Genomic DNA, 24,815 nt, shown 5'->3' with positions numbered 1-24,815 from the left:
CCTGGCCTTACGATCAGCAGATGACCGAAAAGACCGAGACGACGCCCGCCTGGCTCGCACCCGAGGAACTGGAGTCGGTGCGGGGCAGGATGCCGATCCTCTACATCGACGCCGTGCCGGTGCGCGTCGATGACACCGGTGTGGTCACCCACGTCGGCCTGCTGCTGCGCATCCTGTCGGACGGCACGGTCAGCCGGGCGCTGGTCTCCGGCCGGGTGCTGCACCACGAGCGGATCCGCGACGCCCTCATGCGTCACCTGGAGAAGGATCTGGGTCCCGTGGCGCTCCCGCGCATCCCGGCCTCGCCGCAGCCGTTCACGGTGGCCGAGTACTTCCCGACGCCCGGCGTCACCCCCTACCACGACCCGCGCCAGCATGCGGTCTCGCTGGCCTACATCGTGCCGGTGGCCGGTGACTGCAGGCCCCGGCAGGACGCGCTCGACCTGGTGTGGTTCACACCGGAGGAGGCGGCCTCGCCGATGGTGCAGCAGGAGATGGCGAACGGTCAGGGCGTGCTGCTCAAGCAGGCGCTGGCCCACGTGGGCCGGCTGGTCTGAGACCTGTCTGGCTCCGCCGGGGACGTCAAGGGCGCTCCGCCCCGGCCTTGACCCAGCGGTAGAGCGGGTCGCCGGGGCAGGAGGTGCTGTAGCCGTCGCGGTGCCCCTTGACCTCGGGCCGGCGTCGCCGTGCTCGCGCAGGTATTCGATGGCGTCCACCAGGGCGTGCAGCAGGTCGTCGTTGGGCTCGGTCAGCCCGGAGCTGCCGACCAGCGCGAGCACCGCGTAGTGGCCGGAGTTGAGCCCCGCGCCGTTGGCGGCCGGCAGGGCGTGCGGGCCGCGCCCGGCGAAGGTGTGCCGGTGGGGGCAGCACACCATGTTGTAGCCGAGGTCGATGTAGCGCTCGCCGCGTCCGCCCGACATGTGCATGCGCTGGATGTCGCGGACGATGCCGGCGCAGCGGTCGTGGTTCGCGGGCTCGGCGAGGTCGGCGGGCACCGCGCCGCCGGTGTAGTGGATCTTCACGCCTTTGGTCGCCCGCAGGCGGGTGTAGGGGCTGGTCGGCTTCTTGGCGCCCCATTCGGCTCTGGTGACCAGGTTCATACGTTCCTCTTCTCGCAGGAGTGTCCTGGTCACAAGAATGTCAACTATCTGTAGTTGTGCCATCACTCTTCGTCATTAGAGTGTGCTGCCGTCCAGGTGAGGTGTCCCTGGAGGTCAGCCGGTGGTGAGCGCCCGGTGGGCGCGCCGGAAGACCTGCTTCCTGCCGCCCGCCCTGAAGTCGGCGCGCGCGGTGATCCCGCCGGATGCCGGGACGGTGAAGCCCACCGAGATCGACATGCCGGGGGCCAGCGACGCCACCTTGCGCGACCGCGCGCCCCGCTCGCCGTCGAGGCTGAGCCGCACGTCGCGCCAGGGCTCGGCGGAGCCGTTGTGCAAGGTCACCACGATCTCGCCGGCCCGCACCTGCGTGCGCAGCCCGTACGGCAGGCGCGGGTCGGGGCCGATCGACCGGTCGAGCCTGGCCAGCAGTTGTTTCGCCAGGTCGGGGCGGGCGGCGGCCAGATTCCTGCGTTCGTACGGATCGGTGCGCAGGTCGTACAGCTCGATCCTGCCGTGCGGTCCGGCCCCGGCGATGTGCGGGTCGAACCTGATCGCCTTCCACCGGCCCTTGCGGATGGCCTGCATCTTGCGCGGCCGGTTCCACACCAGGTGGTCGTGCTCGGGCGCGCTGCCGCCGGTGAGCAGGCCGCGGAAGGACAGGCCGTCGATGCGGGCGGGCACCGGCACCTCGGCGAGGTCGGCCAGGGTGGGCAGCACGTCCCAGAACGCGACCGGCCGCCTGACCACGCGGTGCCGCAGGCCGGGCGACCAGGCGATCATGGGGACGCGGATGCCGCCCTCGTACAGGTCGCGCTTGTCGCCGCGGTAGGGGCCGTTGCTGTTGAACAGCTCCGGCGTCACGCCCTTCTCGTGGTGAGGGCCGTTGTCGCTGGTGAACAGCACCAGCGTGCGCTCGGCCACGCCCGCGTCGCGCAGCGCCCTGATGAGCGCGGCGACGTCGGTGTCGAGCCTGGTCACCTGCGCGGCGTGCCGGCGGTTGGGGCCGCTCCACGGGCGCTTCTCGTACGGTCCCGCATCGCCGGGGACGGCGCTCGGGGCGTGCGGCAGGTTGGTGGGGAAGTACAACAGGAACGGCCTGTCGCCGCTGTCCTTGATGAACTCGACGGCGCGTTCGCGGAACAGGTGCGGCGCGTACGAGCCGCCGTTCAGCCGCACCTTCTCGCGGTTGTGCCACAGGTACTTGGGGAAGTACTGGTGGGCGTGCTTGTGCCCGATGTAGCCGTAGAACTCGTCGAAGCCGCGCGCGTTCGGGTGGGAGACGTGGTCGGGGTCCTCGGGTCCGAAGCCCCACTTGCCGATGCACGCCGTACGGTAGCCCGACATCCGCAGCAGCTCGGCGAAGGTGAGGTCGTCCGCGGTCAGCGAGCGCTGCGGGCCGCCCGCGGGGTTCTCGCGTACGGTGCCGTGCCCGGCGTGCAGCCCGGTGAGCAGCGCGCAGCGGGACGGCGCGCACAGCGGCGCCCCCGAATAGGCGCTGGTGAACTGCACGCCCTCGGCGGCCAGGCGGTCGAGGGTGGGGGTGCGGATGGCGCGCTGGCCGTTGCTGCCGATCTCCCCCCATCCCAGGTCGTCGGCCAGGATGAGCACGATGTTCGGCCGCTCGGGCAGCCGGCCGCGCGCGGCGGCGGTGTCGGCGGTCGCGAGCGTGGCGGCGCTCGCCGGGGCGGCCGCCGAGGTGGCCGCGGGCATGGCGAGGCCGGCGAGAGTACCGGCGAATAAGGCTCGGCGCGAAGGCCCGTTGATCACGAAGGGCAAGATATCGGAGGTCACGGCGAATGGTGGGCGAAAGACCGGCGGACTCTCTCCGGCGCGCAGAAAAGGTGACCCCTACGCGCGGCAGATGCCGTGCAGCTCCCCGGAGGTCCAGGAACGCGCACAGTGCCGCCGGGATGACGGCGCGCTCTCGCAGCGGGACGGGGGCTCAGTCGCGCGTGACGCGCCGGTCGTGCACCACCGCGTACGTGTTGCGCAGCGCCTCCATCGACTCGTCGTAGGAGGCCTGCGCGACACCGGTGAACAGGCAGTCCACCACCATGAGCTGGGCGATGCGGCTGCCCAGCGCGCCGGAGCGGAACCTGGTCTCCCGTGCGGCGGTCGTGAGCGTCACGTCGGCCGCGCGGGCCAGCGGCGACTCGCGGAAGTTGGTGAGCGCGATCGTGGCGGCCCCCGCCTTGCCGGCGATGGCGAGGAACTCGACGGTGTCCACGGTGGCGCCGGTGTGGGAGACCGCGAGCGCCACGCAGCCGGGGCCGAGGGTGGCGGCGGAGGTCCACGCCGAGTGCGAGTCTGGCCAGTTGATGGCGGTGCGCCCGATGCGTGAGAGCTTCTGCTGCAGGTCGAGCCCGACGAGCGCGCTCGCGCCGACGCCGAAGGTGTCGATCCTGCGGGCGCCGAGCAGCAGCTCCACGGCTCGGCCGAGGGCGTCCATGTCGAGGAAGCGCGCGGTGTCGGCGATGGACAGCGTCTCGTTCATCGCGACCTTGGTGACGATGCCGGCCAGGCTGTCGTTCCTGTCGATGTCGCCGGAGACCTCGGGCAGGCTCGCGGTGGCCAGCTCCTCCCTGGCGACGGCCCGGGTGAGGTCGATCCTGAAGTCCCGGTAGTGGGCGTAGCCCATGCGGCGGTAGAAGCGGACGACGGAGGTCGTGGAGGTCTGGCAGCGGGCGGCCAGCTCGGCGATCGACAGGTTGGCCGCGGCGGCGGGGGCTTCGGTGAACTCCTCGGCGATGCGGCGCTCCGAAGGACGCAGGGCGGGCATGGCCGCGCGGATCCGGATCAGCAGCGTCTCGGCGTCCTCGCCCGTCATCACTCATCCCCGTCGACGGAAAATAAATACCCTGATGGTAGGGTCTGTGTAATTTTATGACCTACTGCACCAAGGAGAGCACATGCCCCGTGGCGCCTTCTCCGCGGTCGGCGTCGCCGCTGCGCTGTCCGTCGCGTTGACCGCCTGCTCGTCCTCCGGAGGTACCCCCGCCGCCGCGCCGGGGAACGCCCAGGGCGGCGGTTCGCTCGTCGTCGGCGTCACCTCCGACCCCGACACGCTCTTCCCCTGGAAGGCCACCCAGTTCACGGCCGTCAACGTGCTGCAGAACCTGTACGGCACGCTCACCGAGTTCGACAAGGACCTCAACGTCGTCCCCGGCCTCGCCGAGTCGTGGGAGACGAGCAAGGACGGCAAGACGCTGACCTTCAAGCTGCGCCAGGGCGTGACGTTCGCCGACGGCAGCGCGTTCGGCTCCGAGGACGTCAAGGCATCTCTCGAGAAGATCATGGACGAGAAGACGGCGGCGGTGGCCCGCGCCTCGCTGTCGTCGGTCGAGTCGGTGAAGGCGCCCGACGAGAACACCGTGGTGCTGGAGCTGAAGAGCCCCGACGCCGCGCTGCCGGCCAACCTGGCGACCGTCAACATGGCCATGCTCTCCTCCGACGACACCGAGGAGAAGCTCACCACCACCCCCAACGGCACCGGCCCGTTCACGCTCGGCAAGCGGGTGCCCAGCCAGTCGATCACGCTCACCAGGAACGACAAGTACTGGGGCCCGGAGAAGCCGAAGGTGGGCTCGGTGGAGTTCCGGGTCATCCCCGACGAGTCGTCCATCGTCTCGGCCATGCAGTCGGGCAACGTGCAGCTCGCGGTCTTCAACGACCCGCTGGTCGCGCAGACCGCCGAGGGCGGCGGCACGATCACCGTGACCAAGACGCCGCAGCTCAACTACCACGTCCTGCAGCTCAACGCGCGGCGCGGCGACCTGAAGGACGTCAACGTGCGCCTGGCCATCCAGTGCGCGATCGACCGCAAGCAGGTGCTCGACACCGCCGCGCTCGGCGAGGGCGAGGTGACCGGCCCGATGACCGCGCCCGCGTTCAAGTCGGACCCGGACAAGCGCCCCTGCCCCACCCGCGACCTGGCCAAGGCCGCCGACTACCTCGCCAAGGCCGGCAAGTCCGGCGGCGTGACGGTCAAGACGATCGTCTCCCAGGGCGAGTACGCCACCTCCGTCAACGAGGCGCAGAACCTCAAGGCCCAGCTCGCCGAGGCCAAGATCAACCTGGACCTGGAGGTGCTGGAGTCCGGCGCGTACGTGGACCGCTGGGTCGCCGCCGACTTCGACGCGGCGGTGGCGCTGAACGGCGGCCGCCCCGACCCCGACGGCTCCTACGGCCGCTACTTCACCAGCGACGGCAACCTCAACAAGGTCGCCGGCTACAGCTCGCCCACGCTGGACAAGCTGTTCGCGCAGGGCAAGGCCACCACCGACCAGGCCGAGCGCAAGGCCATCTACGACCAGGTCGCCGCCGAGCTCGAGGACAACGCGGCCTGGATCTGGTTGTTCGCCGGCTACACCTACACCGCGACCACGTCGAACGTGCAGGGCTTCGTGCCGATGGCCAGCGGCTCCCTGCAGTACCTGCGGACGACGTCCGTCGGCTGAGGCGCCACCGATGAGGTTCGTACGCAACCGGGCGCTGCGCCGCGTCGCGGAGACCGTCGGCATCCTGTTCGGGGTGGCCGTGGTGGTCTTCGTGATGCTCAGGGCGCTGCCCGGCGACCAGATCACCGCCGGGCTCGGCACGGAGGCCGCCGCGCTCACCCCGGCGCAGCGGCAGGCCCTGGAGCAGTACTACGGGCTGGACCAGCCGCTGGTCACGCAGTTCTTCTCGTGGCTCGGCAACATGTTCACCGGCAACTTCGGCTACTCGGCCCGCTCCCAGCAGAGCGTGCTGGAGCTGACCCTGCACGCGCTGCCGGTGACGTTCGAGCTGGCCGTGCTGTCGATCCTGCTGGCGCTGCTGATCGGGGTGCCGCTGGGCATGCTGGCCGCCTCGCGGACGAACTCGCTGCGCGACGCCGCCGGCCAGGTGGTGAGCCTGGCCGGGCTGTCGATCCCGGCGTTCCTGCTGGCCACCACGCTGCTGTCGGTGTTCGCCGCGTCGTTCGGGTTCAACCCCAACGGGCAGGGCTTCGCCACCTTCACCGAGGATCCGCTGCTCAACCTGCAGCAGATGTTCCTGCCCGCGCTCGTGCTGGGCTTCGGCATCGCGGCGCCGATCCTGCGCACCACCCGTACGGCGGTGCTGGAGGTGCGCTCGGACGACTTCGTGCGCACCGCCCGCGCCAAGGGCGTGCCCGAGCGGCGGCTACAGGTCAGGCACGTGCTGGGCAACGCGCTCGTCCCCATCGTCACCATGACCGGCCTGCAGTTCGGCTACCTGCTCGGCGGCGCGGTCGTGGTGGAGCAGATCTTCTCCGTGCCGGGCATCGGGCGGCAGGTGCTGCTCGGCATCCAGCAGAAGGAGTACGCGGTCGTGCAGAGCACCGTACTGGTGATCGCGCTGGCGTTCGTGCTGGTCAACCTGCTGACCGACCTGCTCTACCGGGTGATCGACCCGCGGGTGAGGGCGTCATGAGGCGCAGTCCCGCCGCCGTCGCGGGCATCGTGATCCTGGCGCTGCTCGCCGTCGTGGCCGTGCTGTCGTACCTGGACCTGCTGCCCTACGACCCGATCGCGCAGAACCCGCCGTCGCGCTTCCTGGGGCCGTCGGGCGAGCACCTGTTCGGCACCGACCAGTTCGGGCGCGACGTGTTCTCCCGGGTGGCCGCGGGCGTCGGCAACTCGGCGCTGATCGCGGTCGTCGCGGTGGCGTTCGCGACCGTGGTGGGCACGCTGGGCGGGCTGGTGTCGGGCTTCTACCGGGGCTGGGCCGACGGCGCGATCGGCGGGGTGACGAACGTGCTGTTCGCGTTCCCGCCGCTGCTGCTCGCGCTGTCGCTGGCGTCGGTGCTGGACCGCAACTGGTTCACCATCGCCGTGGCCATCGCGATCGTCTACGTGCCGATCTTCATCCGGGTGACGCGCGGGCCCGTGCTCTCGCTCAGGGAGATCGAGTACGTCAAGGCGGCCGTCTCGACCGGCCAGAGCCGCTGGCAGATCATGCTGCGCCACGTGCTGCCGAACATCACCTCGATCATCGTCGTCCAGGTGGCGCTCTCGCTGTCGTGGGCGGTGCTGACCGAGGCGTCGCTGAGCTTCCTGGGGCTCGGCACCCCGCCCCCCGCGCCGTCGCTCGGTTCGATGATCTTCGAGGCGCGCAGCCTGGTGTTCATCGCCCCGTGGACGCTGATCGCCCCAGGCGCGGTCGTCGTGCTGCTCGTGGTCGGGCTCAACCTGCTCGGCGACGGCCTGCGCGACACTCTCGACCCCAGAAACCGCGGACACCGAGGAACCTGAGGAAAGCGGTGAATCTCTCCGAACTGACGACCGAGTCGGCCGACCCGCGCTTCGCCGGCATCGACACCATGAGCGTGGGCGAGCTGGCGGCCACCATGAACGCGGCGGACGCCACCGTGCCCGGCGCGGTGCAGACGGCGCTGCCCAGCATCACCGCCGCCATCGAGGCCGCCGCCGCCCGCATGGAGACCGGCGGGCGGCTGGTCTACGTGGGCGCGGGCACCCCGGGCAGGCTGGGCGTGCTGGACGCCTCCGAGTGCCCGCCGACGTTCTCCACCCCGCCCGGACAGGTCTTCGCGATCATCGCGGGCGGTGCGAGCGCGATCGTCTCGCCCTGCGAGGGCGCCGAGGACGACGAGGAGGCCGGCGCCGCCGCCATCGACGCGGCGGGCATCGGCCCGCTGGACACCGTGGTGGGGATCGCCTCCAGCGGGCGCACCCCGTACGTGCTGGCCGCCGTGCGGCGGGCCCGCGAGCTGGGCGCGCTGACCGTCGGGCTGTCGTGCAACGCGGGCACCCCGCTGAGCGCGGCGGCCGAGCACGCGATCGAGGTGCTGGTCGGGCCCGAGGTGATCAGCGGCTCGACCCGGCTCAAGGCGGGCACCGCGCAGAAGCTCGTGCTCAACATGTTCTCGACGATCGTGATGGTGCGGCTCGGCAAGACGTACGGCAACCTGATGGTCGATGTGAAGGCCAGCAACGGCAAGCTGCGCGAGCGCGCCGTGCGCATGGTCCGCGCGATCACCGGGGCCGGCCGGGAGGAGGCGCTGGCCGCGCTGGACGCCAACGGCTTCAACGTCAAGCAGGCGGTGGTGGCCTCGCGCTTCGGCCTGTCGCCGCAGGACGCCGCGGCCCGGCTGGCCGCGGCGGGCGGGCGGCTGCGGGTCGCGCTGGGAGAGACCGCATGAAGGTCCTCGGGATGATCTCCGGCACCTCGCACGACGGCATCGACGTGGCGGTGGTGGACTTCGAGCTCGTCGGGAGTGTGCTCGAAGGCCGCCTCGGCCACACCGCCAGCACGCCGTACCCCGACGAGCTGCGGGCGCGGCTGATCGCGGCGCTGCCGCCCGCGCCGGCCACGCTGGCCGAGGTGTGCGAGCTGGACACGCTCATCGGGCAGAGCTTCGCCGAGGCCGCCGCGCGGGCGATCGAGGCGGGCGGGCCCGTCGACCTGATCGTCTCGCACGGCCAGACCGTCTACCACTGGGTGGAGGGCGCGCACGCGCGCGGCACGTTGCAGATCGGCCAGCCCGCCTGGATCGCCGAGCGCACCGGCACGCCCGTGCTGTCGGACGTGCGCATCAGGGACATCACCGCAGGCGGGCACGGCGCGCCGCTGGTGTCGGTGCTGGACGGGCTGCTGCTCGGCGCGCACGAGGGCGGCGCGGCGGCGCTCAACCTGGGCGGCATCGCCAACATGACCGTGGTGCGCGGCGGTCCTGGACAGGACCTGTACGCCTACGACATCGGCCCGGCCAACGCCCTGATCGACGCCGTGGTGACGAGCCGGGGCCTGCACCCGCGCGGCTTCGACGAGGACGGCCGCATCGCCGCCTCCGGGCGGGTGCACGAGGGGCTGCTGGCGGTGCTGCTGGACGAGCCGTACTACCGGCTGGAGCCGCCCAAGAGCACCGGCAAGGAGCTGTTCCACCTCGGCTACGTCGAACAGGCCCTGGCCAGGACCGCCGCGCCGGTCGGCGACGCCGACCTGGCGGCCACGCTGACCGAGCTGACCGTGCGGACCGTCGCCCGCGACGTGCGCGCGTCCGGGGTGGGCGCGCTGGTCGTCTCCGGCGGCGGCGCCCGCAACCCCGTGATCATGGAGGGGCTGCGCGCCGCGCTGCCCGGCGTGCGGGTGGCGCGCTCCGACGAGTACGGCGCGCCCTCCGACGACAAGGAGGCCATCGCGTTCGCGCTGATCGGCTGGCTGACCGCGCACGGCCTGCCGGGCACCGTCCCGGGCGGCACGGGCGCGTCGGCCGCCCGCGTCCTCGGCACGCTCACCCCCGGTGCGGGGCCGCTGGTGCTGCCCGCGCCGCTCGCGCAGGGGCCGCGCTCGCTGGTGCTCACCCGATGACCGCGACGACCGCCCCACGCCCCGGAGAGCCCGCGCCGGAGCCGCCGCCCGGCCTGGTCATGGCGGCCCGTACGCCGTGGTTCGAGCTGACCGAGGTCACCGGCCACCGCACCGTGCAGGCCACCGGGAACGGCCTTGAGTGCCTGGCGCGGATGACGCTGGAGACCTACCACGACCTGGCCTCGGTGACCAAGGTCATGGCCACCACCACGATGCTCATCCGGCTGGTCTCCGACCGGCTGGTGGACCTGGACGCGCCGCTCAGCGCGTACCTGCCGCGCTCCTACGAGGCGATCACGGTGCGCGAGCTGCTGCTGCACCGGGGCGGCCTGTGGGAGTGGTGGCCGCTGTACATCAAGCCGGACATGCCGCCGCCGCGCTACCGTCCCGGCCGCGCCCGCCACTACTCCGACCTGGGCTTCATCCTGCTCGGCAGGATCGTCGGCGCGGTCACCGGGCTGCGTCTCGACCGGGCGCTGGCCGAGCTGGTCACTCGGCCGCTCGGCCTGACCTCCACCACCTACGCCCGCCCGGCCGGGGCCGAGGTCGCCATGAGCGCGCTGGACGACCGGGTCGAGATGACCATGCTGGACACCGGCCGCCCGTATCCGGTGCCCTACCGCAGCGCCGACTTCGCCGGCTGGCGCACCGGTCCGGTGCTGGGCGAGGTGGCCGACGGCAACGCCTTCCACGCCTTCGAGGGCGTGTCGGGGCACGCGGGCCTGTTCTCGACGGTGCCCGACCTGCTCAAGTTCGCCACCGCCATGGCCAGGTACGAGGAGTACGACCACCTGTGGCGGCCCGAGGTCGTCCGGGAGTTCTTCACCCCCGGCCCGGACCCCGAGCAGGCGCTGGGCTTTCGCAGGTACGCGCTCGACCTGCCCGGCGAGACGGTCACCGTGCTCGGCCACCCCGGCTACGTCGGCTGCGCGGTCGGTTTCGTGCCCGGCCGCGACATCGTGCTGGCCCTGGCGAGCAACCGCCTGCTCGTCGAGGGCGCCCCCACCCCCACGGACGCCCTCTGGCAGGCCTGCTGCAGGCCGTCGAAGACCGATCGAGGACCGCATGACGACCCCGCTCCTGGAGATCGACGACCTCTCCGTCGCCTTCCGCACCCGTAAGCAGGACGTGACCGTCGTCAGGAACGTCTCCATGCGCATCATGCCGGGCCAGACCGTCGCCGTGGTGGGCGAGTCCGGCTCGGGCAAGTCCACCACGGCGGCGGCGGTCAACCGGCTGCTGCCCGACAATGGCCGCATCACCGGCGGCCGGGTCGTCTTCGACGGCCGCGACCTGGTCAAGGCGACGGCGCGGGAGATGACCGCGATCCGCGGCGCGGGCATCGGCCTGGTCCCGCAGGACCCGATGTCGAACCTGAACCCGCTGATGCGCATCGGCGACCAGATCGCCGAGGCGCTGGAGGTGCACGGCCTGGCGAGCGGCAAGGCGGCGCGCGAGCGGGTGGTCGAGCTGCTCGACATGGTGGGCATCCAGGAGCCGCGCCGGCGCGCCCGGCAGTACCCGCACGAGTTCTCCGGCGGCATGCGGCAGCGGGCGCTGATCGCGATGGGGCTGGCCTGCCGGCCCAAGCTGCTCATCGCCGACGAGCCGACCTCCGCCCTGGACGTGACCGTGCAGCGGCGCATTCTCGACCAGCTCGAGCAGCTCACCGCCGAGATGGGCACGGCCGTCTTCCTCATCACGCACGACCTGGCGCTCGCGGCGGAGCGTGCCGACGAGGTGGCGGTCATGTACAAGGGCGAGATCGTGGAGACCGGCCCGGCGGCGGGCATCCTGAGCGACCCCGGGCACGAGTACACCCGCAGGCTGCTCGGCGCGGTGCCGAGCCTGTCGTCGGCGCGGGTGTCCGAGCCGCCCCGCGACGCGCCCGACCTGGTCGTGGTGGAGGGGCTGCGCAAGGTGTTCCCCGGCAGGGACGGCGACCCGGACTTCACGGCGGTGGACGGCGTGTCGTTCTCGATCCCGCGCGGGCAGACGGTCTCGATCGTGGGCGAGTCCGGCTCGGGCAAGTCCACGACCGCGAACCTGCTGCTCGGCCTGGACGAGCCCACCGCGGGCAGCATCCGCTTCGACGGTACCGACCTGGCCGGGCTGGGGCGGCGCGAGCTGTTCGCCTTCCGCAGGCGGGTGCAGCCGGTCTTCCAGAACCCGTACGCCTCGCTCGACCCCCACTACACCGTGGAGAAGTCGATCACCGAGCCGCTGCGCGTGCACCGCGTCGGCACCCCGGCCGAGCGGAAGAAGCGGGCCGCCGAGCTGCTGGAGCGGGTGTCGCTGCCCGCCTCGATGGCCGGGCGGCTGCCGCACGAGCTGTCCGGCGGGCAGCGCCAGCGGGTGGCCATCGCCCGCGCCCTGGCGCTCTCGCCCGAGCTGGTGGTGCTCGACGAGGCGGTCTCGGCGCTGGACGTGCTGGTGCAGGCGCAGATCCTGGAGCTGCTCGCCGAGCTGCAGCGGGAGCTGGGGCTGAGCTACCTGTTCATCAGCCACGACCTGGCCGTGGTGCGGATGATCTCCCACCGGGTGCACGTCATGCGCGGCGGGCGCATCGTGGAGAGCGGCACGGCGGCGGAGATCTTCGACAGTCCCGCCGACGGCTACACGCGGGAGCTGCTCGCCGCCATCCCCGGCACCCGGTAAGTTGGAATTTCAGACTTACCTGAAGGACGCGGCAGGAGGCGGGTGTGATGCCCAGGGAATGCTCGATCGCCAACGCGCTCGAGATCGTCGGCGAGCGGTGGAGCCTGCTCGCGCTGCGGGAGATCTTCCTCGGTGTGCGGCGCTTCGACCAGATCGCCCGCAACACCGGCGCCAGCCGCGACATCCTCACCGCCCGGCTGCGCAAGCTGGAAGAGTACGGCCTGCTCGAACGCCGCCCCTACGAGACGCGCCCGCCGCGCTACGAGTACGTGCTCACCGAGTCCGGCAGGGCGCTGAACGAGGTGCTGCTGACGCTGATGTCGTGGGGCGACCGCTACGTCACCCGTGGCGAGCCGCCCACAGTCTGGGGCCACGCCTGCGGCGCGGAGCTGGAGCCGGTGATGGTGTGCGCGAGCTGCCGGGAGCCGGTGCGGATCGAGGACATGGCGGCGCTGCGCGTGAGCGAGCCACAGTAGTCCCGTGAAGATCCTTTTAGTTCAGCCGCCGCACTGGTCCCCCGACGGCCACGCCAACTTCGACGCCGTCGAGGCGCTGCTCGGCGGTTTCTCCGGTGACGTGGTGCTGCTGCCCGAGCTGGCCGGCTCCAGCCTGCCCCGCGCCGACTACCTGGCCAGGGTGCGCGAGCTGGCCGTCGGGTCCGGCATGGCCGTGGTCGGCGGCTCGCACTACGACGGGCCCGTCAACCGGGGCGCGGTCTTCGACGCGGGCGGCACGCTGCTGCTGGAGTACGACAAGGTGCACCCGTACGGGCTGGAGCTGCGCTCCGGCATCAGGCCGGGCCGCCCGAGCGCCGGCTTCGAGCTGGCCGGCCGCCGCCTGCACGTGCTGCTCTGCGCCGACCTGTGGTACTCGGCCAGCCTGGCGGGGCGCGACGGCCTCGACGCCGTGCTGGTGCCGGCCTTCTCCGTGACCCGCTGGGACGGCCCCGCCCCGGCCAGGACGCTGTGGCAGCACATGAGCGTGGCGCGGGCGTACGAGTTCATGACGTACGTGGCGGTCAGCGACTGGCACCACGAGACCACCTACCACGGGCATCCCTGCGCGGGCGTCACCGGCCTGGCCAACCCGTGCCCGCAGACGCACGACGGCTTCTTCACCGGCCCGCCGGACGAGCCGGTCTCGGTGCACGAGCTGGACTTCGGCCGCCTGGACGCCTTCCGCTCCGACCGCGCCGACCGCGGCTTCCGGGCATGACGGACGGGGGAGCGCCGGTGCGGCGCTCCCCCGTCGCACGCGCGCGGGCCCAGCAGTGGCGGGGGCGGTCCGGGAGGAACGCCCTTCCCTCCCCTCGTCTCACGCGCGCGGGCCTAGCGCAGGGCGTAGGCGCGGATCACCTCCTGCGTCACGCTGTTGCCCCGCACGTCGGACGCGCGCAGCCGCAGGGAGACGAACCCGGACGGCGAGCGGCCGAGCGTCGTCTCGTAGCGGCGATCGCCCTTGGCGCGCAGCCGGGCCTGCGTCCAGGTGCGGCCGTCGTCGTACGACACCTCGAGGGAGACGTCCTTGACGGCGTTCTGCTCGGCGCCCTCCTGGTTGCGCAGGGTGAGGGCGAGCTTGCGCGACCCTGCCCGGTTCTTCAGGTCCACAGGCGCGTCGAAGCTCGCGAGCAGCAGCGGCACGATCGTGGTGCCGTCGGTGTGCTCGGAGGTGAACGTCCACTCGCCGCGCGCGCGGACGGCGAGCTTCGCCCAGACGGCCTCGTTGGCGACGTCGTAGGTGATCCGGTACGTCGCCTTCTCCGGCGGCAGATCGCCCGACCCCGACGGCAGGTAGTTGGTCTGCCACAGCAGCGTGTCCCCCTGGTAGAGCCGGAAGTCGGTCTTCAGGCCGTGCTCGAACTGGCTGGTGTACGCCTCGCCGAAGTTGCCCTGGGCGTCCACGAAGCCCTGCGGGGTCAGGCGGAGCCTGTCGCCCTCCCTGCGTGTCGGGTTACGCGGGTTGAAGCCGGGCATCATCGGCTGCTTGAACACGGTGTGGCTCACCCGCTCGCCCGCCTGGTAGGGCCGGAACTCCGGCGAGGCCACGGCCACGTGCGGCGTGTCGGGGTGCGGGAATGTGTTGCTGTACGGCCGCTCCGGCGTGATCGCCGACGTGTTCCACCGCACCTCGGGGTCCGGGGTGACGTAGTCGGTGCGAACGCGCGGCGTCTTGGCCATGGGGTGGTTCGCCGAGTAGGACACGGTGTCCCACGGCTCGAAGACGAAGCGGGCCTCGTTGATGATCACATCGTCGGCGAGCTGGCTGTGGTAAGCGGTCTCGATCCTGGCCAGCGACTTGGCCCGCACCTTGTACGTCAGCCGGTCCGGCACCTTGCCCTTCTCGCGCAGGTACAGGTCGTAGACGTACGGGCTGGCCACGACGCCCTTGGCGACGACCGGCACGGGCAGCAGGCGCGCCCGCTCGACGAGCTTCAGCCCCTCCTCATGGGTGAGCCGCACTGTCGGGACGTTCAGCTTGACGCCGCTGCCGCCGGTGGTGGCGTCCGGTCCCGGCTTGTCGCTGTAGACGGCCACCATGGCCGCGCCGGCCGCGGCGGCGGCGTTGGCCTGCGTGGCGACCGGCACGCCGTCGGTGCGGCGGATGACGGCGAGCCTGCCGCGCAGGTTGCGGGCCTTGATCTCGGCGGGGGTGCCGCGCCCCGCGTCCACGGCGAGGAGCACGCGGGTGCCGTCGAGGCGCGGGTACTCGGTGGCGAGGTCGCTGAACTGGACGGGGTCGACGTACTGGGGGTCGAGCTTCAGTCCCGGCGTGGAGAAGGTGATCTCGGGCGCGGTGAGCCGCCAGCGGGTGGCGACGACGAACGTGCCCTTGGTGACCTTCCTGGTCGGCTGGACGAACAGGCGCTCCTCGACCTGCCCGCCGGGCAGGATCGTGGTGCCGCCGCGCAGCGCCGTGCCCTGCTCGCCCGCCCGGTACCACATGAGGGCCGCGGCGGCGCCGGGGTTGCGCTTGGTCTCGTGGTCGGGGGTCTCGACCTTGACCTCGACGGCCTTGCGGGCGTCCAGGACGACCTCGGTGTCCTTGGTGATCTTCATTTCTGGGTCGCCGAGCAGGCTCTCGTGGAGCGGCGTGCCGGTGCCGGTGCTGTCCTGCGCGGCGGGCATGGTGAAGATGTGGCCGAGCACCGAGTAGGTGCCGGGCTTGACCAGCAGGCAGGTGCCGGAGCCGTACTTGGCGTCGGTGCAGGGCTCGGAGGGGTCGCCGGGCAGCACGCGGCCGACCAGCGTGCCCTCGTCCAGGTTGAGCACGGTGAAGCCGCCGCGGCCCGGCCTGCCGTCCCTGGCGATGCCGCGTACCCGCAGCTCGACGCGCTCCTCCTCGACGCTGCCCGTCAGCAGCGTGCGGGCGCCGCCCGCGACGAGCTCCTGGCGCAGCACGCGGGGACGGTCCGCCTTGAGCGTGACCTTGGCCTCGGCGGTGCCGCCCGCGGGGACGGCGAGCCTGGCCGGTTCGACGGTGAACGCGTCACCGGCGCTCAGGTCGAGCTCGGCGGGCTGGTCGCCGAGGTTGCGGTAGCCGATAGTGAGCGTCTTCTCCTCGCCCTGGGCGAGGCGGCCGAAGTCGAGCGCGCCCGTCGAGGCGACGACCGTGCCGGCGAGCGCGGCGGCCACGTCGATGCGGCCCGCGCCCTGGGCGTCCACGGGGATGTCCTCGCCCGGCTTGGCGGTGGCCATGAGCAGCGCCTTCAGCTCGCCGCCGGTGAGGTTCGGGCGGGCCTGGCGCAGCAGCGCCGCCGCGCCCGCGACGTGCGGGGTGGCCATGGAGGTGCCGGACATCGCGACGAGCCCGCCGCCCGCCTTGGCGGCGGTGATGTCCACGCCGGGCGCGGTCACGTCGGGCTTGACCGCCTGGGTCGCGTTGATCGGGCCCCGGCTGGAGAAGGGGGCGAGCGCGTCCTGCTTGTCCACCGCGCCGACGGTCAGCGCCTCGGGGGCGTCGCCGGGCGAGCCGACGCAGGACTCGCAGCCGTCGTTGCCCGCCGCGACGACGAACAGCGTGCCGTGCTCCCTGGTCAGCGTGGCGAGGGCGTCGCTGATCGGGCCGCCGGGCTCGGGGCTGCTCAGGCTCATGTTGACGATCTGGGCGTGCTGCTCGGCGGCCGCCCACTCCATGCCGTCGATGACCCACGAGCCGGCCCTGGCCGGAGGCGTCCAGGACGCGGCCGTCCACCAGCCGGGCGCCGGGCGCGACGCCCTTGCCGCCCTCGGCGCCGGCTCCGGCGATCGTGTCCGCGACGTGGGTGCCGTGGCCGTGGGGGTCGCCGGTTGCGTCCTGGCCGGTGAAGTCCTGCCGGGCGGCCACCTTGCCGGCGAGGTCGGGGTGGGTGGCGTCCACGCCGGTGTCGAGGACGGCGACGGTGGTGCCGCTGCCGTCGTACCCGGCGGCCCACGCGGCGGGTGCGGCGATCTGCGGCACGCTGTCGGTCAGCGCGGGCTCGACCTTGCGGTCGAGCCAGATCTTCTCCACGCCGGCCAGCGCTCCGGCGGCGCGCGCCTGCGGGGAGGCCGACGCCAGCGCGGCGAGCTGCGCGCCGAACGCGGCCGCGCCCGACTCGGCCACCGTCACGCCGGCGCCGCCGATGCTCTCCAGGGTGCGCCGCTGCTCGACGGCGGGCAGGGCGGTCAGCGCCGCCTTGGGCGCGTTCTCCGCGAAGGTGAGGATGAGCGGGATGGCGTCGCCGACGTCCTGCTCGGCCAGCGTCGTCACGTCGAACAGCGCCGGGTCGAGCCGCTGCGGCACCAGCGCGGCGACGTCGTCGGGGATGACCGTGACGGCGCGCCCGGTCTGCATCACCTGGAACGTCGGCACGGAGCCGTCGGCGCGCGGCGCGGGCGTGACGGTGACCGCGTGGTGGCCGCCGTCCACGGCGCGCACCCGCACCCGGTCTCCGGTGATCAGGGTGATCTCGTCGCTGTCCGCCGCGGCCGTGAAGGCGGCGGCCGGGGCGTCCTCGGCGTACGCACCGGGAGCCGCGAGCAGCGCGGCCGCCAGGGCCGTGGGGACGGCGAGCGCCGTGCCCCGCTTCAGGCCCCTTCTCAGGTGCTGCCTGAGCAGGCTTAAGCCACGCGGCATGGGACGACCTCCAGAGAATCGGTAAGCACGAATACCGATTTCCTAGCCGTCCAGAACGGCGGTGTCCATGAGATCGCCGTGGCCACATCCCGACTTGTCGTGTTCCCGCCAGCTAGCCCTTCGTCGCGCCGCCGAGGTTGAACGACCCCGCCAGGTACTTGTTGACCGCCACGTACAGCACCACCGCGGGCGCCGTGTAGAGGATGGAGAACGCGGCGAGCTGGCCGTAGGCGACCTGCCCGTACTGGGAGAAGAACGTGTAGATCGTCACCGCGGCCGGCTGCTTCTCCGGCGCGTCGAGCAGCACGAACGGGGCGAAGAAGTTGCCCCACTGACCCACGAACACGAAGATCGCCACCACCGCGATGCCGGGCGCCATCAGCGGCCCCACGACGGCGCGCAGCGACTGCACCCATCCGGCGCCGTCCACCCAGGCGGCCTCCTCCAGGCTGACCGGCACGCCGTCCATGAAGTTCTTCATCATCCAGATGGAGAACGGCAGCGAGCTCGCGGTCAGGAACAGCACCATCGCCGGCACCGAGCCGTACAGGTTGAACCTGAAGAACATCGCGTAGACCGGCACCAGGATGGCCGTCATCGGCAGGCCCGTGGTGAACAGCAGCGTCAGCATGAAGTGCCGCCGGTAGCGCAGCTGGTAGCGCGAGAGCGGGTAGGCCGCAAGGCCCGCCACGATCACCGTCAGCAGCGCCGTCGAACCCGAGATGATCACCGAGTTGATCAGCGGGAGCACGATCGTCTCCCACGTCAGCACGGCCTTGAAGTTGTCCAGGGAGAACTCGAACGTCGGTGCGGCCGACAGCGTGGCCTCCGGCTGCACCGAGGCGATGAGCACCCACAGGAACGGCCCCAGGAACGCCAGCGCGATCACCAGCAGGGCGAGGTTGGCCGCGCCGCGCGCGGCGAGTCTGGTCATGCGTCCTCCACCTTGATCAGGCGCAGGTAGATCAGCGAGAACAGCGCCCCGATGACCAGCAGGACCAGCGCGATCGCCGAGCCGTAGCCGATCTCGAAGTAGCGGAACGCCTGCTCGTACATGTAGAGCGGGGTGGTCTGGCTGGCCGTGCCGGGGCCGCCGCCGGTCAGCGCGTAGATGAGCCCGAAGCTGGCCAGCGTCTGCAGCGTGATCAGCATGAGGTTCGACATGATCGAGCGGCGGATCAGCGGGAGCGTGATGTGCAGCAGCCGCTTGCCGGGCCCCGCGCCGTCCACCGCCGCCGCCTCGACCAGGTCCTTCGGCACCTCCGACAGCGCCGCCGAGTAGACCAGCATCGAGAACGCGGTGCCGCGCCAGACGTTGGCCAGGATCACCGCGAACATCGGCGCGGTGTAGAGCCACTCCTGCTCGATGCCGAGCACGGTGTTGAGCGTGCCCTCCTCGGCCAGGAACGAGAACCAGCAGGCCGCCGCCACGATCTCGGGCATCACCCAGGCCGCGATGACCACGCCGTTGACGACGCTGCGCGTCACCCGCCCGCGCCCGCGCATGAGCAGCGCGATGATCAGGCCCAGCGTGTTCTGGCCGATGACGGCCGAGCCGATCACGAAGACGAACGTGAGCAGGAACGAGTTGATGAAGTTCGGGTCATCGAAGAGCCTGGCGAAGTTGTCGAACCCGACGAACTGCGAGTTCACCGAGGCCGAGCCGGTCAGGGTCTCGTTGGTGAAGGCGATGTAGACGCTCCACAGGATGGGCCCCGCCATGAAGAGCGCCAGCAGGATCAGCGCGGGCCCGAGGGGCAGCAGCCAGCGCAGGACCCGCCGCCGTGACGGGCCGCCCGGAGGCGTGCCCGTCACGGCGGGCGATGGCGCCGTGGCGACCGTCATTTGGCGACGACCTTGTCGGGGCCTCCGACCGCGCCGGGCAGCGCCTTGGCGTAGGCCGCGGTGGCCTCCTCAGGCGTCTGCTTGCCCGTGGTGACCGCCTCCATGGCCTCCTGGATCTGCGCGGAGACCTTCGGGTACGCCTCGTACGCCGGCCGGTAGTGCGTCACCTCGGCCAGGTCGGTGAAGAACTTGACCGACGGGTTGTCGGCGGTGTACTTCGGGTCGGCCGCGACGTCCTTGCGGACCGCCAGGTCACCGGTGCTCACGGAGTACGTCATCGCGTTCTCCTTGTTCATGGCCACGGTGATGAAGTCGAACGCCTCCTGCTTGAGCTTGGTGTAGGAGCTCATCGCCATGACCCAGCCGCCCGACATGCTGACCCGGCCGGGCTCCTCGCCGTTCTGCGTCGGCATGGCGGTCCAGCCGACCTTGTCCTTCCATTCGGGCCAGGGCTTGGTGCTGGTCTCCTTCCAGGCCGCCGGGGTCCATGCGCCGTCGAGCGAGATGCCGATCTTGCCGGCCGGGAACCACTCGTTGTTGACCTTGTCGGCGAGCTTGGCGTTGTGCGCGTCGGCCTGCTTGGGGCCGAGCTCCTCGCGGTAGATGGTGTTGATGAAGGTCAGGGCGTCGGTGAAGTTCTTGCCGCCGGCGATCCACTTCTGCGAGGCGTCGTCGTACAGCGTGCCGCCGGGGGTGCCGTACAGGAGCATCTCGAAGCCCTGCATGGTGGCCGCCTCGCCGTGGACCTTCGTGGAGTACATGCTGAACGGGACGGCGTCCGGCACCTTCTGCTTGATCGTGCGGGCCGCGTTGAGCACGTCGTCCCAGGTCTTCGGCTCCCACGGCACGGGCAGGCCGGCCTTGGCGAAGACGTCCTTGTGGTACCACAGGCCGCGCGTGTCGGTGCTGATCGGCACGCCGTAGATCTTGCCGTCGGCGCCCTTGGCGGCCTGCTTGACCGAGTCGGGGAACTGCGTCTCCCAGTCGGGCCACTTGGTCAGGAATTCATCCAGCGGGGCCAGCTTGCCCGCGGCGACGTCGGCGTTCACCTGGAAGGTGTCGTGGTAGTAGATGTCGGGCGCGGAGTCCGCCGAGCGGTTCAGCAGCGCCAGCTTGGTGTAGTAGGCCTCGTTGTTGCCCTGCACCGGGGTCAGCTTGATGGTGACGCCGGGGTGTGACGATTCGTACTGCTTCTTGGCGTCGTTGAGCATCTTCTCCAGGTGCGGCCACGTCGGCTCGACCTTGTAGAGGACCTCGAGTTCCTTGCTTGATGAGGACTCCTCGGCGGCGCCACCGCCGCAGCCGGCTGCTGTCAGCGCTGTCAACAGCAGGAGGGATCCGGCCAGCCTACGTGTCATCTCGGCCTCCCCTAGTTTCCTGTGGGTTGCGGAGAACGTAAATCTTTTTGATTTACTAAGTCAACACTCTGTGGTGATATTACTCACATGCAGCAGGGCACCAACCTGCCCAAGGTCGGCAGCTACAACCGGGCCGTGGTGCTGGAGGCCATCCAGGCCTCCGACGGGATCAGCCGCGTCCAGGTCGCTTCTGTGACGGGGCTGACGGCGCAGACGGTGTCGGTGATCGTACGCAGGCTGCTGGAGGAGGGCCTGGTCGTCGAGGACGGCTCCGCGCCGTCGCGTGGGGGAAAACCGGCCACGATCCTGCGGGTCGACGCCCGCGCCGGCGACGCGGTCGGCGTGCACTTCGATCCCAAGGCGCTGTCGTGCGTGCTGGCCGACCTCGCGGGCCGGCCCGTCGCCCGGCTTCACCTGCCGGTGCGCCCGCAGGCCAGGCCGGACGCTGTGGTCAGGCAGATGGCCAGGGCCGCGCGCCGCATCCTGCGCGAGGCCGGGGTGCCGGACGGCAAGGTGCTCGGGGTGGGTCTCGCCTGCCCCGGGCCGCTCGACGCCGACGGCGTGATGGTGAGCCCGCCCCGGCTGCCCGCCTGGGCCGGCACGCGGATCAAGGAGTTACTGGAGGAGTACACCCGCTTCCCGGTGACCGTGGACAACGACGCCACGGCGGCGGCGATCGGCGAGCGGTGGGCGGGCATCGCGCGCTCGGCGCCCAGCTTCGCCTACCTCTACCTCGGCACCGGCGTCGGCGGCGGGCTCTTCCTCGACAACCAGGTCTATCGCGGCAGGTCGCTCAACGCCGCCGAGTTCGGCCACATCACGGTCGAGCCCGACGGGCCCGAGTGCTACTGCGGCAACCGGGGCTGCGTGGAGGCGGTGTGCTGCCCGAGCGCGATCGAGGCGGCCGCGGGCGGCATCGACCACGCGGCCGTGTGCGCGGCGGCGGCGCGCGGCGAGCCGGAGGCGCGCGCGGTGATCGAGCGCGTGGCCGAGCGGCTGGCGGTGGCCGCCGTCAGCGTGGTGAACATGCTGGACATCGACCTGCTCGTGCTCGGCGGCCCCGCGCTCAGGGAGGTGGGCGGCATCTACCGCGAGGCGATCGCGGGGGCGGTGGCGGAGCGGTCGATGGCCAGGCGGCTGCACGCCGTGCGCGTGGAGACCTCACCGATCGCGGCCGACGCCGCCGCGATCGGTGCGGCCTCCCTGGTCTTCCACGCCACCTACGCGCCCCGGCTGGGCACGCTGCTCAGCGGCTGACGGCCGGTCAGGCGGCCCGCTTCATGCGCAGCGTGACCAGCTCGAACGGGCGCAGCGACACGGGGATGGCCGCGCCGGGCCGCTCGGGCTCGCCGGTCGGCCGTTCGAGCAGGTCGGTGGTGACGACCTCGGCGACCGGGAAGTTCGGCCGCAGGGTGGCGCGGGCCCGGCCGCCGCGCGACTCGTGGAAGCGGACCACCACGTCGCCGCTGCCGTCGTCGGCCAGCTTCACCGCGGTCACCACCACGGCGTCGTCGTCCACCGTGACCAGCGGCTCGACCGGGGCCGATCCGGGCACCCGGCGCTCCGGCTGGTTGATGAAGTGGCCCTCGCGCACCGCGTCGCCGATCGACGCGCCCGGCACCAGCGCGTGGCGGAAGCGGTGCGCGCCCTGGTCGGTCTCCGGGTCGGGGAAGCGCGGCGCGCGCAGCAGCGAGACGCGCAGCGTGGTCGTGGTGCCGTGCTCGTCCACGTCGCGGGTGACGTCGTGGCCGTAGGTGGAGTCGGTCACCATGGCCACGCCCCAGCCGGGCTCCTCCAGGTGCACGAAGCGGTGGTTGCACGCTTCGAACTTGGCGGCCTCCCAGCTGGTGTTGGTGTGGGTGGGGCGGAAGGTGTGGCCGTACTGGCTCTCGGCGGCGTACCGGTCGGCGCGCACGTCGAGGGGGAAGGCCAGCTTGAGGAACTTCTCGGTCTCGTGCCAGTCGACCTCGGTGTCGATCTCCAGCCGGCCCTCGGCGAGCGTGAGCCGCTGGACGAGCGTCGACTTGCCGAACGAGCGCTCGACCACCACCGTGGCCCCGTCGAGGCGCACGTCGTCGGCCTCGGTCAGGTCGGTCACCGTGTTGCGGTAGAACTCGTCCACATCCCAGGCGTCCCACTTGTTCGGGAAGTCCTGGTGGAGCTGCGGCAGGCAGGCCGCCCGCCCCGGCGGCACCGTCTCACGCCCGGCCCGCAGGTCGTAGGCGGAGACGACCAGGCCGCGCCCGTCGATCTCGACCCTGAGCCGCCCGTCCTCCAGCACGAACCCGCCGCCCTCGCGGGGGCCCGCCTGCACGGGGTCGACCGGGGCCTCGGGGGCGGCGCCGCCCGCGGGCACGCCGTGGCGGGCGTGCGGGGCGCCGTTGAAGACCAGCGTGCCGCCGGTGGGCTCGCCGGCCAGCGCGCGCTGCGCGGTGTCGATGATCCCGTTCAGCTCCTCGATCACCAGCTCGTACGTCCTGCGCGCCTCCCGGTGCACCCACGCGATCGACGAGCCGGGCAGGATGTCGTGGAACTGGTGCAGCAGCACCGTCTTCCACAGCCGGTCGAGCGCCTCGTACGGATACTCGGCCCCGGTCCGCACGGCCGCCGTCGCCGCCCACAGCTCGGCCTCGCGCAGCAGCGCCTCGCTGCGCCGGTTGCCCTGCTTGGTCTTGGCCTGGCTGGTCAGCGTGGCGCGGTGCAGCTCCAGGTACAGCTCGCCCACCCAGACCGGCGGGTTGGGGTATTCGGCCTCGGCCTTGGCGAAGAACTCAGCGGGCGTCTCCCATGTGACGGTGGGCGAGCCCTCCAGGTCGCGCAGGCGGGCGGCGCGCGCGACCATCTCGCGGGTGGTGCCGCCGCCGCCGTCGCCGTGCCCGGTCGGGGCCAGCGAGTGCCTGGCCACGCCCTTGTCCTTGAAGTTGCGGGCCGCGTGCGCCAGCTCGCCGCCGCGCAGCGAGGCGTTGTAGGTGTCGATGGGCGGAAAGTGGGTGAAGATCCGGGTGCCGTCGATGCCCTCCCACAGGAACGTGTGGTGCGGGAACGTGTTGGTCTGGCTCCACGAGATCTTCTGGGTGAGCAGCCGCTTCGACCCGGCCGCCTTGATGATCTGCGGCAGCCCGGCGGCGAACCCGAAGGTGTCGGGCAGCCACACCTCCTCGTTGTCCACCCCGAACTCGTCGATGAAGAAGCGCTTGCCGTGCACGAACTGCCGGGCCATCGCCTCGGAGCCGGGCATGTTGGTGTCGGACTCCACCCACATGCCGCCAGCGGGCACGAACCTGCCGGTCGCCACCGCCTTGACGACCTTGGCCCACACCTCGGGCCGGTGCTCCTTGAGCCAGGCCCACTGCTGGGCCTGCGACATCGCGAAGACGAAGTCCGGCTCCTCCTCCAGCAGCGCGGTCATGTTGGACGCGGTGCGCGCCACCTTGCGCACGGTCTCGCGCAGCGGCCAGAGCCAGGCCGAGTCGATGTGGGCGTGCCCGACGGCGCTGATGCGGTGCGCCGACGGCACGGCGGGCGAGGACAGCACGCCGGTCAGCTCGGCCCTGGCCGCGGCGGCGGTGCCGTTCACGTCCTGCAGATCGAGTGCGTCCAGCGCGCGTTCGATGGCGCGCAGGATCTCCCAGCGGCGGCCGCTGTCCACCGGCAGCTCGTGCATGAGCTCGCCGAGCACCTCAAGGTCGATGACCAGCTCCCACACCGTCTTGTCGAAGACGGCGAGGTCCATGCGGGCCAGCCGGTAGAGCGGCTCGGTGCCGGCGGTCTCCTTGTCGCCGAGCAGCGTCGGCTTGAAGGGCTGGTAGTCGAGGATGATCGGGTTGGAGGCGGCCTCGATGTGCAGGCACACCTCCTCGCCGCCCTGGGCGGGGTTCGCGATGCGGACCCACTGCGTACGCGGGTTGAGGCTCTTCACCGGGGTGCCGTCGGGCCGGTAGACCAGCCCCTCGCATTGGAAGCCCGTCTTGTCGGGGTTGAAGCCGAGGTCGAGCACCGCTTCGACGATCTTGCCGGTCCACTCCATCGGCACGGTGCCGGTCACGGTGAACCAGCTCGTGCCCCACGGCGGGCCCCAGGGCGTACCGACCGCGATCGGCTCGCGCGGCGCGGCCAGGCCCTCGGCCACCGGCACGGGCTCGCCCGGCGCGTGCCACACGCCCACCTCCAGCGGCACCGACTCGGGGTAGATCGCGGGGCGGATCCGCTCGGTCAGTACGCGCTTCAAGCGGGCTTCGACCAGCGTGCGGTCGTCATGCATCAGGCAGGCTCCTCAGCAGATGGGGACGTAAGCCACCGGTACGCCGCCGGTAACGCGGGTACCAGCAGCACGTTATGCATCCCCATCATTTCCGGCAAAGCCACCCCCTCTTCACCAAAAGGGAGGAATCCCCTGGGGCGGTCACCGCTTGCCGGGCGGGCAGTCGGG

At 71.7% G+C, this 24,815-nt stretch carries 19 protein-coding genes and 1 pseudogene; 12 read left to right on the top strand and 8 right to left on the bottom strand.

The genetic code is table 11. The features are described 5' to 3' along the window. Positions 1-20: 20 nt before the first annotated feature. Together WBK31_RS08185 and WBK31_RS08180 are read left to right on the top strand one after the other, a co-directional pair. Complete coding sequence (locus tag WBK31_RS08185) at positions 21-557, top strand: NUDIX hydrolase family protein (RefSeq protein ID WP_364070328.1); 537 nt, start codon at positions 21-23, stop codon at positions 555-557. Between the two features lie 129 nt (positions 558-686). Continuing rightward, positions 687-1,154, top strand: coding sequence for a hypothetical protein (locus WBK31_RS08180; protein WP_406674569.1), 468 nt, complete (start codon positions 687-689; stop codon positions 1,152-1,154). Between the two features lie 60 nt (positions 1,155-1,214). On the opposite strand, the gene WBK31_RS08175 is transcribed toward WBK31_RS08180, so the two are convergent. Together WBK31_RS08175 and WBK31_RS08170 are read right to left on the bottom strand one after the other, a co-directional pair. Then, positions 1,215-2,810, bottom strand: a complete 1,596-nt coding sequence (locus tag WBK31_RS08175; protein ID WP_364070333.1) for an arylsulfatase — start codon at positions 2,808-2,810, stop codon at positions 1,215-1,217. Positions 2,811-3,042: 232 nt separating this feature from the next. Then, positions 3,043-3,927: a MurR/RpiR family transcriptional regulator gene (locus WBK31_RS08170; protein ID WP_364070335.1), complete on the bottom strand. Its 885-nt coding sequence runs from the start codon at positions 3,925-3,927 to the stop codon at positions 3,043-3,045. Between the two features lie 82 nt (positions 3,928-4,009). Here WBK31_RS08170 and WBK31_RS08165 point away from each other — a divergent pair, with 82 nt between their 5' ends. From WBK31_RS08165 to WBK31_RS08125, 9 genes are read left to right on the top strand one after another with little or no spacing between them, the layout of a single operon-like run. Next, a complete protein-coding gene (locus WBK31_RS08165) occupies positions 4,010-5,557 on the top strand; it encodes an ABC transporter substrate-binding protein (RefSeq protein WP_364070337.1) in 1,548 nt (515 codons plus the stop codon). A 10-nt stretch (positions 5,558-5,567) separates the two neighbouring features. Beyond that, positions 5,568-6,533: an ABC transporter permease gene (locus WBK31_RS08160; protein ID WP_364070340.1), complete on the top strand. Its 966-nt coding sequence runs from the start codon at positions 5,568-5,570 to the stop codon at positions 6,531-6,533. Then, positions 6,530-7,354: an ABC transporter permease gene (locus WBK31_RS08155; RefSeq protein ID WP_364070342.1), complete on the top strand. Its 825-nt coding sequence runs from the start codon at positions 6,530-6,532 to the stop codon at positions 7,352-7,354. Before WBK31_RS08160 ends, WBK31_RS08155 begins: the two co-directional genes overlap by 4 nt. 8 nt (positions 7,355-7,362) lie before the next feature. Continuing rightward, positions 7,363-8,262: an N-acetylmuramic acid 6-phosphate etherase gene (gene murQ, locus WBK31_RS08150; protein ID WP_406674568.1), complete on the top strand. Its 900-nt coding sequence runs from the start codon at positions 7,363-7,365 to the stop codon at positions 8,260-8,262. Then, positions 8,259-9,431 carry an anhydro-N-acetylmuramic acid kinase gene (locus tag WBK31_RS08145; RefSeq protein WP_406674567.1) on the top strand — a complete coding sequence of 391 codons (1,173 nt, stop codon included), beginning with the start codon at positions 8,259-8,261 and terminating at the stop codon, positions 9,429-9,431. The genes murQ and WBK31_RS08145 overlap by 4 nt, the downstream gene beginning before the upstream one ends. Continuing rightward, the gene (locus tag WBK31_RS08140) at positions 9,428-10,552 is read left to right on the top strand and encodes a serine hydrolase domain-containing protein (protein WP_406674566.1); all 1,125 of its coding nucleotides are present in this window, start codon (positions 9,428-9,430) and stop codon (positions 10,550-10,552) included. The genes WBK31_RS08145 and WBK31_RS08140 overlap by 4 nt, the downstream gene beginning before the upstream one ends. Further along, on the top strand, positions 10,497-12,089 hold the full coding sequence (locus tag WBK31_RS08135; RefSeq protein WP_364070354.1) for an ABC transporter ATP-binding protein: 1,593 nt from the start codon (positions 10,497-10,499) through the stop codon (positions 12,087-12,089). The genes WBK31_RS08140 and WBK31_RS08135 overlap by 56 nt, the downstream gene beginning before the upstream one ends. A gap of 47 nt (positions 12,090-12,136) precedes the next feature. Beyond that, on the top strand, positions 12,137-12,565 hold the full coding sequence (locus WBK31_RS08130; protein ID WP_364070423.1) for a helix-turn-helix domain-containing protein: 429 nt from the start codon (positions 12,137-12,139) through the stop codon (positions 12,563-12,565). Positions 12,566-12,569: 4 nt separating this feature from the next. Further along, complete coding sequence (locus WBK31_RS08125; RefSeq protein ID WP_364070357.1) at positions 12,570-13,304, top strand: carbon-nitrogen hydrolase family protein; 735 nt, start codon at positions 12,570-12,572, stop codon at positions 13,302-13,304. Between the two features lie 113 nt (positions 13,305-13,417). Here WBK31_RS08125 and WBK31_RS08120 read toward each other — a convergent pair whose 3' ends face one another. The 5 genes and pseudogenes from WBK31_RS08120 to WBK31_RS08100 form a co-directional block, all read right to left on the bottom strand. Then, complete coding sequence (locus WBK31_RS08120; RefSeq protein WP_406674565.1) at positions 13,418-16,222, bottom strand: S8 family serine peptidase; 2,805 nt, start codon at positions 16,220-16,222, stop codon at positions 13,418-13,420. 88 nt (positions 16,223-16,310) lie between these two features. Continuing rightward, positions 16,311-16,901, bottom strand: a pseudogene (locus tag WBK31_RS08115) (S8 family serine peptidase); the annotation flags it as partial. A gap of 394 nt (positions 16,902-17,295) precedes the next feature. Continuing rightward, positions 17,296-18,117 (bottom strand): carbohydrate ABC transporter permease, encoded by an 822-nt coding sequence (locus WBK31_RS08110; protein ID WP_364070363.1) that lies wholly within the window; start codon positions 18,115-18,117, stop codon positions 17,296-17,298. Next, positions 18,114-19,028 (bottom strand): sugar ABC transporter permease, encoded by a 915-nt coding sequence (locus WBK31_RS08105; RefSeq protein WP_364070366.1) that lies wholly within the window; start codon positions 19,026-19,028, stop codon positions 18,114-18,116. Before WBK31_RS08105 ends, WBK31_RS08110 begins: the two co-directional genes overlap by 4 nt. After that, a complete protein-coding gene (locus WBK31_RS08100; RefSeq protein WP_364070369.1) occupies positions 19,025-20,386 on the bottom strand; it encodes an extracellular solute-binding protein in 1,362 nt (453 codons plus the stop codon). The genes WBK31_RS08105 and WBK31_RS08100 overlap by 4 nt, the downstream gene beginning before the upstream one ends. Positions 20,387-20,473: 87 nt before the next feature. On the opposite strand from WBK31_RS08100, the gene WBK31_RS08095 reads away from it, so the two are divergent. Further along, positions 20,474-21,643 (top strand): ROK family transcriptional regulator, encoded by a 1,170-nt coding sequence (locus WBK31_RS08095; protein ID WP_406674564.1) that lies wholly within the window; start codon positions 20,474-20,476, stop codon positions 21,641-21,643. A 7-nt stretch (positions 21,644-21,650) separates the two neighbouring features. Here WBK31_RS08095 and WBK31_RS08090 read toward each other — a convergent pair whose 3' ends face one another. Further along, positions 21,651-24,647 carry an alpha-mannosidase gene (locus tag WBK31_RS08090; RefSeq protein WP_406674563.1) on the bottom strand — a complete coding sequence of 999 codons (2,997 nt, stop codon included), beginning with the start codon at positions 24,645-24,647 and terminating at the stop codon, positions 21,651-21,653. Positions 24,648-24,815 lie beyond the last annotated feature (168 nt).

It is taken from the genome of Nonomuraea sp. N2-4H (assembly GCF_045291505.1).
Taxonomy (GTDB): domain Bacteria; phylum Actinomycetota; class Actinomycetes; order Streptosporangiales; family Streptosporangiaceae; genus Nonomuraea; species Nonomuraea fastidiosa.
Note: the sequence above shows the minus strand (reverse complement) of the source record. Positions and strands in the feature narration are given on the sequence as shown.

Coding starts and splice junctions, on each gene's coding strand:
- WBK31_RS08185 (WP_364070328.1), top strand. CDS start 21: ATGACCGAAAAGACCGAGACGACGCCCGCCTGGCTCGCACCCGAGGAA.
- WBK31_RS08175 (WP_364070333.1), bottom strand. CDS start 2,810: ATGCCCGCGGCCACCTCGGCGGCCGCCCCGGCGAGCGCCGCCACGCTC.
- WBK31_RS08170 (WP_364070335.1), bottom strand. CDS start 3,927: ATGACGGGCGAGGACGCCGAGACGCTGCTGATCCGGATCCGCGCGGCC.
- WBK31_RS08165 (WP_364070337.1), top strand. CDS start 4,010: ATGCCCCGTGGCGCCTTCTCCGCGGTCGGCGTCGCCGCTGCGCTGTCC.
- WBK31_RS08160 (WP_364070340.1), top strand. CDS start 5,568: ATGAGGTTCGTACGCAACCGGGCGCTGCGCCGCGTCGCGGAGACCGTC.
- WBK31_RS08155 (WP_364070342.1), top strand. CDS start 6,530: ATGAGGCGCAGTCCCGCCGCCGTCGCGGGCATCGTGATCCTGGCGCTG.
- WBK31_RS08145 (WP_406674567.1), top strand. CDS start 8,259: ATGAAGGTCCTCGGGATGATCTCCGGCACCTCGCACGACGGCATCGAC.
- WBK31_RS08140 (WP_406674566.1), top strand. CDS start 9,428: ATGACCGCGACGACCGCCCCACGCCCCGGAGAGCCCGCGCCGGAGCCG.
- WBK31_RS08135 (WP_364070354.1), top strand. CDS start 10,497: ATGACGACCCCGCTCCTGGAGATCGACGACCTCTCCGTCGCCTTCCGC.
- WBK31_RS08130 (WP_364070423.1), top strand. CDS start 12,137: ATGCCCAGGGAATGCTCGATCGCCAACGCGCTCGAGATCGTCGGCGAG.
- WBK31_RS08120 (WP_406674565.1), bottom strand. CDS start 16,222: ATGGAGTGGGCGGCCGCCGAGCAGCACGCCCAGATCGTCAACATGAGC.
- WBK31_RS08110 (WP_364070363.1), bottom strand. CDS start 18,117: ATGACCAGACTCGCCGCGCGCGGCGCGGCCAACCTCGCCCTGCTGGTG.
- WBK31_RS08105 (WP_364070366.1), bottom strand. CDS start 19,028: ATGACGGTCGCCACGGCGCCATCGCCCGCCGTGACGGGCACGCCTCCG.
- WBK31_RS08100 (WP_364070369.1), bottom strand. CDS start 20,386: ATGACACGTAGGCTGGCCGGATCCCTCCTGCTGTTGACAGCGCTGACA.
- WBK31_RS08095 (WP_406674564.1), top strand. CDS start 20,474: ATGCAGCAGGGCACCAACCTGCCCAAGGTCGGCAGCTACAACCGGGCC.
- WBK31_RS08090 (WP_406674563.1), bottom strand. CDS start 24,647: ATGCATGACGACCGCACGCTGGTCGAAGCCCGCTTGAAGCGCGTACTG.